Below are 13,123 nucleotides of genomic sequence, written 5' to 3' on the forward strand. Positions count from 1 at the left end.
CCGACCATGACGTCCAAGACGACCCCCCGCACCACCACGGGCGCCGCGATGATCGTGCTGGCCGCGACCCTCGCCCTGTCCGCCTGCTCCTCGCCCGAGACCCCGCCCGAAGGCGAAGCCGCCGCCGCGCCGACCTCCTCGTCCGCCGGACTGCCAGCGGGCAACATCGCCGCCGGCGAGCAACTTGCCAACACCAAGGGCGCGGCCACCGGCCAGTCCTGCATCGACTGCCATGGCGCCGACGGCAACGCCCCGATCGACGCGACCTACCCCAAGCTGGGCGGCCAGTACTACGACTACCTCGCCCATGCGCTGGAGCAGTACCGCGACGGCCAGCGCGAGCACGCGCTGATGTCGAGCCAGGCCGCCGGCCTCACCGATCAGCAGATCTCCGACCTTGCGGTGTATTTCGGTTCGCGCGACGCACAGCTGACCACGCTCGAGGGCGTGCACAACTGAGGTCGGCGAAACGTGCCGGCGTGACAGGAGAAGCCCGCTTCGAAGCGGGCTTTTTTTTGCGTCGCTTAGTACGGCGCGTCCGACTGCCCCCTGAGTGGAGGCTGGTCACACGACAGTGCGGCAGCTCTGGAGGTGACTTGCATAGCATTCCTGCAAACGCACGTTTCTGGGCCGTTGCACATGCGCATGCGTGACTACGCGCCGTCGGACCAGGATGGATCCCGGCCTTCGCCGGGATGACGGGATGGTCCATTCCTTATCGGCCCGAGCCTCTCGGCCCGCTAGATCAAAGCGGGCTCAAAGGCGCCGCTCCCAGTCCGCGCTCGTCAGGCGCCATGTTCCGCCTTCATCGCGCCAACCGGTGGTCACATCCTGCACGCGAACCGACTCGGGCAACACACCCGAGCTGCCCGTCAGGACGGCGGAGAATCGGACGGTGGCGTGGCCATCCTGGAGTTCGATGTCCGGCGGGCCCAGCGTGACGCCGACATTGCGATGGCGGCGCAACATCACAATGGCCATGCGCCGTGCCCCGTCCCGGTCCATGCCTTCGGGACCGACGAAGTCCTCGGCCAGATGGTCGGTCAATGCCGCGGCATCGCGTTGTTCGATGGCCGCCTGCATGCCCGCCATCGCCTCGCGCAGACGCTGCTCGGGGGGTGTGCGATTACACGAACCCAACAGCAGCGTGCCCAGCAGGAGGGCCCACGCGAGCCACGCCTGGCGCACCCCCCGCACATCCCTCCGCTTCACCGATTCCATCGTTGTCGTCCCCCAATTCGGTTAGCGCGTAATGCTGCCACGGACGCGCACTGGCGCGCCTTGCCAGCCCCTAGAGCCTATGCTCCAATCGAACGGCTCCGTACGCAGGCGAATCCGGGGCCGCCGCGTCGGCACTGGCCGGCCGCTATCGAAACAGACTCCGGCTTGCACCGGAAAAACATCCAAGGGGATCGCAATGAGCAATGACCGTCCGTGGCTGGCCCAGTACCCGGCCGGAGTACCGTCGCAGATCGACGTGGACGAATACCCGTCCATCGTTTCGGTGCTCGACAACGCCATTGCCAACTACCGCGACCGCCCCGCCTTCTCCAACCTGGGCCGGACGCTGACCTACGGCGAGATCGACGAACTCAGCGCCCGGTTCGCCGCCTACCTGCTGGGTGAGCTGAAGCTCAAGAAGGGCGATCGCGTCGCGATCATGATGCCCAACTGCCTGCAGTACCCGATCGCCACCTTCGGCATCCTGCGCGCCGGGCTGACGGTGGTGAACACCAACCCGATGTACACCGCGCGCGAGTTGCGCCACCAGCTGGCCGACTCGGGTGCCAGCGCGATCCTGGTGCTCGACAACTTCGGCTCGGTCGTCCAGGAGGTCCTGGCCGACACGCAGGTCAAGCAGGTGATCACCACGGGCCTCGGCGACATGCTGGGGTTCCCCAAGGGCGCGATCGTCAATTTCGTGCTCAAGCACGTCAAGAAGATGGTGCCGGACTACCGCATCGCCGGCGCGATCCGTTTCAAGGACGCGCTGGACCTGGGCGGCAAGCACACCCTGCAGCCCATCGACATCCAGTCGGGCGACATCGCCTTCCTGCAGTACACCGGCGGCACCACGGGCGTTTCCAAGGGCGCGATGCTGACCCACCGCAACCTGGTGGCCAACATGCAGCAGGCCGCTGCATGGATCGGCACCAACGTGCGCATGGGCGAGGAAGTCATCATCACCGCGCTGCCGCTGTACCACATCTTCGCGTTGACGGCGAACGGCCTGGTCTTCATGAAGTTCGGCGGCCTCAACCACATGATCACCAACCCGCGCGACATGCCCGGGTTCGTCAAGGAGCTCAAGAAGGTCCCGTTCACCGCGATCACGGGCGTCAATACGCTGTTCAACGGCCTGCTCAACACGCCGGGCTTCGAGGAGGTCGACTTCTCCCGCCTGCACCTCACCCTGGGTGGCGGCATGGCGGTGCAGCGCTCCGTCGCAGACCGCTGGAAGAAGCTCACCGGCACGACGCTGGTGGAGGCCTACGGCCTGACGGAAACCTCGCCGGCCGCGTGCATCAACCCGATGGACCTGGCCGACTACAACGGCGCGATCGGCCTGCCGATCCCGTCCACCGATGCCTGCATCAAGGACGAGGACGGCAACCTGGTGCCGACCGGGGAAGTCGGCGAGCTGTGCATCAAGGGCCCGCAGGTGATGAAGGGCTATTGGAACCGTCCCGAGGAAACCGCGCAGGTCATGGACAGCGAAGGCTGGCTGCACACCGGCGACATGGCCCGGATGGACGAGAAGGGCTTCTTCTACATCGTCGATCGCAAGAAGGACATGATCTTGGTGTCGGGCTTCAACGTGTACCCGAACGAGGTCGAGGACGTCATCGCGATGATGCCGGGCGTGCTCGAAGTCGCGGCCGTGGGCGTAGCGGACGACAAGTCTGGCGAGGCGGTCAAGGTGGTGATCGTCAAGAAGGATCCTTCGTTGACCGAGGAGCAGGTCAAGACTCATGCCCGCGCCAACCTGACCGGCTACAAGCAGCCGCGCGTCGTGGAGTTCCGCACCGAGCTGCCCAAGACCAACGTCGGCAAGATCCTGCGGCGCGAGCTGCGCGACTAGTTCCCTCGCTCCTTGCCGCCGAAGAAGGCCCCTCCATGAGGGGCCTTTTGTTTGCGCGTATCTTTTTCATGCACGGTTCATGCCCGGGTGTAGCATCGCCGCGTGGGCTTCACCCAGCCGCCCGCGCCCACCATGCCTGCGGACGGCCATCCCCGAGGACCGCACCATGAGCCAGATCGAGAAACTCCACCGCGCCCGTTCCTACCCCACCCTGCGCGTCGAATCCGACCCGCAGGGCGACGCCCACTGGCTTTACATGCATGCCGACGCCGGACATGGAACCCGGCCGTGTTTCCGAACCGAGCTCATGGACGACATGTGGAGTTACCTCTCCTCGATCACCCTGCGCGATGCCCAGCGCCAGGCCGGCCGCCTGCGCCACGTCGTGTTGGCTTCAGATGCCAGCGCGTTCAACCTGGGCGGTGACCTCGCCCTGTTCTCGCGCCTGATCCGCGAGAACAACCGCGAGCGCCTGCTCGACTACGCCCGCCGCTGTGTCGACGGCGTACACCATTTCCATACCGGGCTGGGCGGCGACGTCCGCACGATCGCGCTGGTGCAGGGCGATGCACTGGGTGGCGGTCTCGAGCTGGCGCTGTCGTGCCACACCATCGTGGCCGAGGAAGGCGTAGACATGGGGTTGCCGGAGGTGCTGTTCGGCCTGTTCCCGGGCATGGGTGCTTACTCGTTCCTCTGCAAGCGCGTGACGCCGCAGATGGCCGAGAAGATCATCCTGGAAGGCCGGATCTACACCAGCGACGAGCTGTTCCGGCTCGGAGTGGTCGACGTGCTCGTGCCGAAGGGCGAAGGCACCGCGGCGGTCAACGAGATCATCCGCCAGCAGCAGCGCACGCCACACGCGTACCTGGCGCTCAATGCCGTGCGCGGTATTGCCCACCCCGTCGGCTACGACGAACTGATGGGCATCACCGAAGTCTGGGTCGACACCGCATTGGCGCTGGGCGAAAAGTCGCTGCGTACCATGGACCGGATCGTCCGGGCGCAGGAGCGTCGCACGGGAACACACGTCGGCTGAAGCGGATCGCAGCCGCACGGACGCGAATGCCATCCGGACGTCCGCCGCTTCGATGGGGACTCCAAGGGGATCTCAGGACGGAGAGCGCTCGCCGCTGCCGCTCGCGCCACGCGCGCGATCACGGGCTTCGAGCGCCGACCTTCCCTGTGCCAGCCGCTCGCGCAGTTGCGCCAGCCGCGCCTGCCACTCCTTCGCCAGTTGCCAGTCCGGCAATTGCATCAACTCGCCGCTGACCGCCGCGAGCTTGATCAGGCCCAGGTTGCTCGCGACGCCCTTGAGCGCGTGCGCGTGCTCCCGCGCCTTGTCGTGTTGCGCGGCTCCCGCCGCATCGGCAAACGCGACCACACATGCTTCGGCGTCGCGCAGGCATTGGCTGGTGAACTCACGCTCGAACGCCGCACCCATGCCCAGGGATTCCAACTCGTCCAGCACACCCGGGTCAAAGACGCCATCAATGGAAACCTTTGTGCCCCGGCCTTCGTCGCGCGCCCCGGTCACCATGGGTACGCCTGCGTCGATCCGGCTGTTGGATGCGATCTCGGCCAACGTGTCCAGAAGCCGTGGGGTGGACACCGGCTTGGCCAGGAATGCCCGCGCACCGGCCTGCTCGCAGGCCAGGATGGAGGCCGGCGTCACGTCCGCGCTGAGCACGACCACTGGGGTCCGGCGGCCGCCGCCGGCTTCCAGAATGCGCAACTGCCGGAGCATGTCCAGGCCACTCAGGCCCGGCATGTGCAGGTCGACGATGACCGCGTCGTAGTCCGACAGCTCCAGCGCGTCGAGCACTTCCTCGCCGCCCTCCACGCATGTCACACGATGGCCGGCCTTCTGCAACAGGCGCTGCACCACCATTCGATTGGCCGCATGGTCGTCCGCGACCAGTACGTGCAGGCTGCGTACGCGCGCGCGGTGGCGCAGGAACGGGTCCGAGAACGCAATGACGTTTTCGGGGCTGTCGAGCCCTGTTTTTGCCGTCGACTCGACCCGCGGCGACGTATCGAGCACCTCGCTGGAAATCGCCAGCCGGACCGGCTCAATGGCCCGATCGAATGGCAACTCCACCCAGAACCGGCTGCCTCGGTTCTCGGTGCTTTCAAACCCGATACTGCCGCCCATCGCTTCGGCCAGCCCCTTGGCGATCGTCGTACCCAGACCGGTACCACCGTGCCGACGGGCCAGGCTGACGTCGGCCTGCTCAAAAGCTTCGAACAGGCGATGCTGCGCCGCTACGGGCACACCCACGCCTGTGTCGGTCACGGTGAAGCGCAGGCGCATTCGATCCGGTGACGTGTCCACGACACCGACGTCCAGCCGGACCGATCCCTCATCGGTGAACTTCACTGCGTTGCCCGCCAGGTTGAGCAGCACCTGGCGCAGGTGCCCGACGTCGCCGCGCAAGATCGCCGGCACGTCGTGCGCCACGTTCTGCTCGTAGCGCAATTGCTTGGCGCGGGCTTGCGGCTGCAAAATCAGGCCAATGTTGTCGACCAGCTCGCGAGGGTCGAACTCCACCACGTTGAGCCTGAGTTTGCCGGCCTCGATCGCGGAGATGTCCAGGACGTCCTCGACCAGCGCCAGCAGGCTGCGGGTTGAGGCCTGGATTGTGCTCAGGCACTCGCGCTGCTCGGCGTCCAGGCGCGTGGTGGCCAGCAACTCCGACATCCCAGCCAGGCCGTTGAGCGGCGTGCGGAACTCGTGGCTCATGTTGGCCAGAAAACGGCTCTTGGCCTCATTGGCACGCCGGGCTTCGTCCGTGGCACGGGTCAGGGCGCGCAGCAGGCCGGACAGATAGGACGGGATCGCCACCAGGCCCAGCAGCAGGCCGACGGCCAGGACGCGGTTGTCGTGCCAGTAGGTATTGAAGGTGATGACACTGCCGAAGCTGGCGAACGCGGCCGCCACGGCAATCACGAGGTAGCGGTTGCCGAACCGCAGGCCGTTGCCGACCGTCACCCACATCAGGATCACGTACACCCAGGCCAGCGGCTCGCCGATGCGGATCATGGCCAGCGCCATCAGGCCATAGTCGGCGACCATGCCGATCCCGCGGCGCAGGTGCGACTTGCCGGGGCGCGCAATGATCCACGCCAGCAACACGCCTCCCACCGTGAAGCCCGTGGCGACCATCGCCAGGACATCGGCGTAGGCATCGCGGTCCAGCGTGCCGCCGGCGCCGCGCACCAGCATGTACACCAGCACCACCGCCAGCACGATCAGGCGGATGGTTGCCTGTCCGTGCTCGCTGTCGCCGCGTTGCGACAGCCGGGTCTTGAGCCAGGACAGGTGACGTTTCATGCGGCTCAGTCCATGCCTTTCCGCGGCGCCCGGGTGGCGAAGCGCGCGCAGATATCTTCCAGTCGAGCGCGGTTGCGCACCAGCGCGTCCACGCAGCGCGGGTCGAACAGGCGACCCTTCTGCGCATACAGGTAACCCAGCGCCGCGTCGATGTCCCAGGCCTCTTTGTAAGGGCGCTGGGAAATAAGCGCATCGAACACATCGGCCACCGCCACGATGCGGGCCTCCAGAGGGATCTCCTCGCCCACCAGGCCGTCGGGATAGCCGCTGCCGTCGAAGCGCTCGTGGTGGCGAAGCGCGATGACCGCCCCGGTCTGGATGAAGCGGTTCTGGCTGTCGGCCAGCAGTTCATGCCCGATGCGCGGATGGCGGCGCATGACCGCCGTCTCCTCTTCGTCCAGCGGGCCGGGTTTGAGCAGTACGGCGTCGGGGATGGCGATCTTGCCGATGTCGTGCAGCGGCGCGGCCATCTCGATCATCCGCACCTCGTCCTCGAACATCCCCAGTTGCTCGGCGATCAGGCCTGCCACGTGGGCCATCCGTTCCAGGTAGACACTGGTCCCGCTGTCGCGGTACTCGATCGCCCGCGCCAGGCGTGCCAGCGTTTCGCGCTCGCGCTCCTCGACCTCGTGCATGCTCGACAGCAGGCGCTGTTCCAGCGACAGCGCACGCTGTTTGACGTTCTCTGACTGCTGGCGCAATTGCAGCAGGTTGCGGCAGCGGGCGCGGAGCTCGCGCGGGCGCACCGGTTTGACCAGGAAGTCGATGACACCGGCATCCAGCGCCGCCTGGCGCACCGGCTCGTCGCCGACCACGGTCACAAGGATGATCGGGATGTCGCGATGGAGCGGCCGGCGGCGGAAACGGCGGGCGAACTCCAGCCCGTCGATGCCCGGCATGCGGTAGTCCAGCAGGAGCAGGTCCGGCTGGTTGGCCTCGCACCAGTTCAGGCCGGCCTCGGACTCACCGAAGTCATGCACCGACAGCTCCGGCGCGATGTCCTCGATGATGTGGCGCAGCATGGTGCGCGCCGATGTCTGGTCATCGACGATGACGACGTTCACGCCAGCCTATCCATGGGTTGCGGCCCCCCTCGACTGTTCCATCCCGAGCATACCCCCGCCGTCAAATTCTTGACAGCGGCCTCCCCTGCACTTCCAGTTGCCGGGATCGATGCAAACGGCATGCCGTCAGCCGTCAGCCGTGGGCCTCGGGCCGCATGTACGGGAACAGCAGCACGTCGCGGATGGAGGCCGAGTCCGTCAGCAGCATCACCATGCGGTCGATGCCGATGCCCAGCCCGCCCGTGGGCGGCAGGCCGACTTCCAGCGCCCGGATGTAGTCGGCGTCGAAATGCATGGCCTCGTCGTCCCCACCCTCCTTGGCATCGACCTGGGCCTGAAAGCGGGCCGCCTGGTCTTCCGGGTCGTTGAGCTCAGAGAACCCGTTCGCCAGCTCCTTGCCGCCGATGAACAGCTCGAACCGGTCGGTCAGCTCCGCATCGTTGTCGCTGGCACGTGCCAGCGGGCTTACTTCGACCGGGTGGTCGGTGATGAAGGTCGGCTGGATGAGCGTGTGTTCGACGGTTTTCTCGAACACCTCCAGCAGCAGCTTGCCCCAGCCCCAGCCGGCCTTGACCGGGATCTTCAGCCGCGCGCAGTGGGCACGCATGGCATCGAGGTCGCGGAGCTCGCCGGCGGCGATTTCCGGGTTGTGCTCCAGCACCGCGTCCGTCATCGACCAGCGACGGAACGCCGGCCCGAGGTCGATCGCCTGGCCGTCCCACTCCACCGCCGTGGTGCCGAGGACTTCCTGCGCGACGTCGCGGATCACGCCTTCGGTGAGGTCCATGATCTCGGTATAGGTGGCGTAGGCCTCGTAAAGCTCCAGCATCGTGAACTCGGGGTTGTGCCGGGTCGACACGCCCTCGTTGCGGAAGTTGCGGTTGATCTCGTAGACGCGCTCCAGGCCACCCACGACGAGGCGCTTCAGGTACAGCTCCGGCGCGACGCGCAGGTACAGCTCCAGGTCCAACGCATTGTGGTGTGTCACGAACGGCTTGGCCGTGGCGCCGCCGGGGATGTAATGCATCATCGGCGTCTCGACCTCCAGGAAGCGCCGCGCGTCCAGCCACGCGCGCATCGCCCGGATGATCCGGCTGCGCTTGACGAACACGTCGCGCGCCTCGGGCGAGACGATCAAGTCGACATAGCGCTGGCGGTAGCGCTGCTCCACGTCCGACAGGCCGTGCCACTTGTCCGGCAGCGGGCGCAGCGACTTGGTCAGCAGGCGCAGCTGGGCGACCTTCACCGACAGCTCGCCGGTGCGGGTGCGGGTCAGCACGCCGGTCGCGCCGACGATGTCGCCCACGTCCCAGCCCTTGAATGCGTCGTACGCCTCCCCCAGCGCGTTGGCCTGCAGGAACAGCTGGATGCGGCCGGACTCGTCCTGCACCTGCACGAAGCTGGCCTTGCCCATGACCCGCTTGAGCAGGATGCGGCCGGCCAGCGCGACTACGCGGCCCTCGCCTTCCAGCGCCTCGGCCGTCCAGCGCTCGGTGTCCTCGAACTCGGCCTGCAGGTCGCCCGCATAGGCATCGCGGCGGAAGTCGTTGGGGAATGCGATGCCCTGCCCGCGCAGCGCCTTCAGTTTGGCGCGACGCTCGGCGACCAGGTTGTTCTCGTCGGCGTGCTGCGGGCTCGGGGTGTCGGTCATAAACAGTGCGTCGGTGATGTGGGAGCGGCTTCAGCCGCGATCGGGGTCCACGTGGGCCAGCAGCCCCGGGTGAAGAAGGAACTCAGACTGCGTCGGCGCGTTTGGAGCCCGCATCCAGACCGGCCTTGAGCGCGGCCTCGACGAACTCGTCCAGGTCGCCATCCAGTACCTTCTGCGTGTCGCTGCGCTCCACGCCGGTACGCAGGTCCTTGATGCGCGACTGGTCCAGCACGTAGTTGCGGATCTGGCTGCCCCAGCCGATGTCGGACTTGGTCGCCTCGACCGCGTCGCGCTCGGCGTTGCGCTTCTGGATCTCCAGCTCGTACAGCTTGGCCGCCAGCATCTTCATCGCGTTGTCGCGGTTCTGGTGCTGGCTGCGCCCGGTCTGGCACGCCACCACGATGCCGGTGGGCACGTGGGTGATGCGCACCGCCGACTCGGTCTTGTTGACGTGCTGGCCGCCCGCGCCCGAGGACCGGTACACGTCGGTCTTCAGGTCGGCCGGGTTGATCTCGATGTCGATGTTGTCGTCGACCTCGGGGCTGACGAACACCGACGTGAAGCTGGTATGCCGGCGGTTGTCGGAATCGAACGGCGACTTGCGCACCAGACGGTGCACGCCGGTCTCGGTCTTCAGCCAGCCATAGGCGAAGTCGCCCTCCACGCGCAGCGTCGCGGACTTGATGCCGGCCACGTCGCCGCCGCTGGCTTCCATCAGCTCGGTCTTCCAGCCGCGCGACTCGCACCAGCGCAGGTACATGCGCAGCAGGATCTCAGCCCAGTCCTGGGCCTCGGTGCCGCCGGCGCCGGCCTGGATGTCGACGAACGCCGCGGCGCTGTCCATCTTGCCGGAGAACATGCGCTGGAACTCCAGCTGCTCGACGTCGCGCGCAAGCCTCTCGACGTCCTCGACGACGGCCTGTGCCGTGTCTTCGTCGTCTTCCATCTCGGCCAATTCGAGCAGTTCGCCCGCGCCGGTCAGGCCTTCGGTCAGCCGGCGGCTGCCGAGCACGACGCGCTCCAGCGCCGCGCGCTCACGGCCCAGCGCCTGGGCCCGCTCGGCGTCGTTCCAGACGTCTGGGCTTTCCAGTTCGCGGTTTACTTCTTCGAGGCGCTCGACCTTGGCATCGAAGTCAAAGGTACCCCCTCAGCGCATCCAGCCGACCCTGCAGGTCGGCGATGCGCTGACGGACGGGATTGGTCTCGATCATCCGTTCTCGTGTCCGTGGCTGTGGTGCGGAAAAGACCGCGGATTCTAGCAGTTGGCGGACTTCGGCACGCGCCCGTCAGGGCACCGCCTCACGGTGAACCACCACCAGCTGCACGGCATCACCGCCGCGGTAGTCGTCGGGTTCCAGCCGGTAGGCGATGTGCACGCGCGACGGCGCCGGCTGCCCGTCCCACCCGCCGAAGTGGATCGCGTTGAAGCGGGTGCGGCCCAGGGCGAGTTCAAGTTTGAGGTGGCGCTCGCCCACCACGCGCGTGCCCACCACGTCGAACTCACCATCGAACTGCGGCTCCGGGAAGCCCTGCCCCCACGGCCCGCCATGACGCAGCGCCTCGGCATTGCCGCGGCACAGGTCGGCCGGCTCCAGCGCGCCGTCGCTGTGCAGGTCCGCCTGCAACAGCGTGTCGTCCAGCCGCTCCCTCGCGCACTCCGCGAAAGCGGCGCGGAACGCATCAAGCGACGCCAGCGGCAAGGTCAGCCCCGCTGCCATCGCATGGCCGCCGAAGCGCTCGACCAGGCCCGGGTGGCGGGCCGCGACGTCGGCCAGTGCATCCCGGATATGGAAACCGGGGATGGAGCGGGCGGAGCCCCGCAGCACTTCACTGCCCGGCTCGGCCGGCGCGAATGCCACCACCGGCCGGTGCAGCCGGTCCTTGATCCGCGATGCGACCAGCCCGATCACGCCGGGGTGCCACTCGGGGTCGAACAGGCATGCAACCAGCGGTGCGACGCCGTCCTGCAGCGCGATGCGCGATACCGCACCCTCGGCCTCGTCGGTCATCTGCTGCTGCACGGCCCGCCGCTCGCCATTGATGGCGTCCAGCGTCGCGGCGATGCCGCGGGCCTGCGCGAGGTCGTCTGTCAGCAGGCACTCGATGCCAAGCGCCATGTCCTCCAGGCGGCCGGCGGCGTTGAGCCGGGGTCCGACCGCGAAGCCGATGTCGGCCGCGGTCAGGCGCGCTGGCACGCGGCCGGACACCTCGATCAGCGCCCGCAATCCGGCGCATCCCTGCCCCGACTGCAGGCGTCGCAGGCCCGCGGCAACCAGCGCCCGGTTGTTCGTATCCAGAGGCACCAGGTCGGCCACGGTGCCGACCGCCACCAGGTCCAGCAGCGAGGTGAGGTCCGCGCCGGCGTCAGGGTGGCCCGAATCGCGCAACCGGCGTCGCAACGCGAGCAGCACGTAGAACATCACGCCGACGCCCGCCAGCGCCTTGCTCGGGAACATGTCGCCCGGCAGGTTGGGATCGACGATCACGTCCGCCGGCGGCAGGGTCGCGCCCGGCAGATGGTGGTCGGTGACCAGCACGGTCCAGCCGCGCGCCTTGGCCGCCTCGATGCCGGCATGACAGGCGATGCCGTGGTCCACCGTGACCAGCAGGTCGGGCTCGAGTGCCGCCAGCTCGTCCACCAGTGCCGGCGACAGCCCGTAGCCGTGGACCATGCGGTTGGGCACCGCGTGCGAGACGCGGCGCGCGCCCAGCATTCGCAGCCCGCGCACCCCAACCGCGCACGCGGTGGCACCGTCGCAGTCGAAGTCGCCGACCACGACGATATGACGGCCCTTTGTAATTGCATCGGCCAGCAGTGCGGTGGCGTCCTCCAGCCCCAGCAGGCCATCAGGCGGCAGCAGGTTCACAAGTCGTGGCCGGGCATCGTCGATGCACAGCGCCCCACGCGCGGCATAGATGCGGCGCAACAGCGGTGGCACCTGCTCGGGCCACTCGCCGGGCGAAGCCGCTTCCCGGCGGCGGATGGCCACGCCGCGGCCGGGTGGCGGCGTATTCAAAGAGCGTCTTCCGACACGGCGGGAGCAGCCACGCCGGGCGCCGACCACGGCCGGCGCCAGAAACGCCAGCGGTGCGACCGCGCCACGCACACGCGATGGCCATCGGCGAAGTCCAGGGTGAAGCCCGCCAACCGGCCTGCGGCCATGTCCGCCAACAGCGGCGACAGCCAATCGCGGTCCAGCAACGCCAGGTCGCGTGCGTGGCGCAGGTCGATCAGCGTGCGTCCGTCGAAAGTGGGGCCCGCGCCCGCTCTGCGATCAGGCAGCGAATCGACATGCGCACCGCCGGCCGCAAAAAAGGCCACCACCGTGTCGTCGTCGCTGAGCGCATGGGAGACATTGGCCGTCACGTGGCCGGGCAGCGTGCCCGCGCCCCAGAACCACAGCGAGTTCACGGGTGCCAGGCCCGCGGCCTGTCGCTGCGCATTGCGCGGGTGGTTGTGCAGCGCCACCTGAGCCTCGCTCAGCAGCGCGCGCCAGCGGCGGCCTTCCGAGCCTTCCGGCAGGTGATCGAACAGATCCATGCCGACGGCCTGGTCCGGCGCAGCCATGGCGGGAAGCTTCGCGCCCGGAGGCGCCCTGAGATACCAGCGCGTCGGTACCGGTGCATCGATCGGCATGCCGATATCGCCGAACAGCGGCCGCAGCGCCGGCATGAACGCCGCCGCATCGTCCGCCGTCAGCCCGAGTGCATCCCCGTGCGACAGCAGCCGCGCGCCATTGATGTCGGGCTGGATGTACACCGGATCAGCGCGCAGCCACGTAGCGCCTGCCGCATCGCCGGCATCGCGCTGGCGCGTGATCGCGGCAGCAGGCCAGCCACGCGGCAGGATGTCCAGCCAGTCATGCAGCCGGTCGCCGTCGCCGGAGTCATGGTCGCCTCGCCCCAGCCAGCGTGCAGTGGCCTCCGGCACGCGCTGCCCGCCGAATCGCTCGCGCGGCGGAAGCAGGAGGATGGCGAAGGCGGCGGCCACGGGC

General features: G+C 67.9%; 10 protein-coding genes. 3 read left to right on the forward strand and 7 right to left on the reverse strand.

Going from position 1 to position 13,123, the window contains the following annotated elements:
* The first annotated feature begins 6 nt into the window (after positions 1–6).
* The gene (locus K6753_RS06500; RefSeq protein WP_223675479.1) at positions 7–459 is read left to right on the forward strand and encodes a c-type cytochrome; all 453 of its coding nucleotides are present in this window, start codon (positions 7–9) and stop codon (positions 457–459) included.
* Positions 460–756: 297 nt separating this feature from the next.
* Here the strand turns inward: K6753_RS06500 and K6753_RS06505 are convergent, their stop codons facing one another.
* Entirely contained in the window at positions 757–1,221 is a 465-nt protein-coding gene (locus K6753_RS06505) for a nuclear transport factor 2 family protein (protein WP_223675481.1), read from the reverse strand.
* Between the two features lie 196 nt (positions 1,222–1,417).
* On the opposite strand from K6753_RS06505, the gene K6753_RS06510 reads away from it, so the two are divergent.
* The gene (locus tag K6753_RS06510) at positions 1,418–3,082 is read left to right on the forward strand and encodes a long-chain fatty acid--CoA ligase (protein ID WP_223675483.1); all 1,665 of its coding nucleotides are present in this window, start codon (positions 1,418–1,420) and stop codon (positions 3,080–3,082) included.
* Between the two features lie 166 nt (positions 3,083–3,248).
* Entirely contained in the window at positions 3,249–4,118 is an 870-nt protein-coding gene (locus K6753_RS06515; RefSeq protein ID WP_223675484.1) for a crotonase/enoyl-CoA hydratase family protein, read from the forward strand.
* 72 nt (positions 4,119–4,190) lie between these two features.
* Here the strand turns inward: K6753_RS06515 and K6753_RS06520 are convergent, their stop codons facing one another.
* The 6 genes from K6753_RS06520 to K6753_RS06545 all read right to left on the reverse strand — a co-directional run bounded on the left by K6753_RS06520 (position 4,191) and on the right by K6753_RS06545 (position 13,119).
* Complete coding sequence (locus K6753_RS06520) at positions 4,191–6,413, reverse strand: ATP-binding protein (RefSeq protein ID WP_223675486.1); 2,223 nt, start codon at positions 6,411–6,413, stop codon at positions 4,191–4,193.
* 5 nt (positions 6,414–6,418) lie between these two features.
* A complete protein-coding gene (locus tag K6753_RS06525; protein WP_223675489.1) occupies positions 6,419–7,477 on the reverse strand; it encodes an HD domain-containing phosphohydrolase in 1,059 nt (352 codons plus the stop codon).
* A gap of 133 nt (positions 7,478–7,610) precedes the next feature.
* Positions 7,611–9,128: a lysine--tRNA ligase gene (gene lysS / locus K6753_RS06530; RefSeq protein WP_223675492.1), complete on the reverse strand. Its 1,518-nt coding sequence runs from the start codon at positions 9,126–9,128 to the stop codon at positions 7,611–7,613.
* 82 nt (positions 9,129–9,210) lie between these two features.
* A protein-coding gene (gene prfB, locus K6753_RS06535) for a peptide chain release factor 2 (RefSeq protein ID WP_223675495.1) occupies positions 9,211–10,339 on the reverse strand; the annotation gives its coding sequence in 2 pieces (ribosomal slippage) (positions 9,211–10,263 and positions 10,265–10,339; 1,128 coding nt in all).
* 75 nt (positions 10,340–10,414) lie between these two features.
* On the reverse strand, positions 10,415–12,145 hold the full coding sequence (gene recJ / locus K6753_RS06540; protein ID WP_223675497.1) for a single-stranded-DNA-specific exonuclease RecJ: 1,731 nt from the start codon (positions 12,143–12,145) through the stop codon (positions 10,415–10,417).
* Positions 12,142–13,119 carry a phosphoglycerate mutase gene (locus tag K6753_RS06545; protein ID WP_223675499.1) on the reverse strand — a complete coding sequence of 326 codons (978 nt, stop codon included), beginning with the start codon at positions 13,117–13,119 and terminating at the stop codon, positions 12,142–12,144. The genes recJ and K6753_RS06545 overlap by 4 nt, the downstream gene beginning before the upstream one ends.
* Between the last annotated feature and the right edge of the window lie 4 nt (positions 13,120–13,123).

It is taken from the genome of Novilysobacter selenitireducens (assembly GCF_020026895.1).
Taxonomy (GTDB): Bacteria; Pseudomonadota; Gammaproteobacteria; order Xanthomonadales; family Xanthomonadaceae; genus Lysobacter_C; species Lysobacter_C selenitireducens.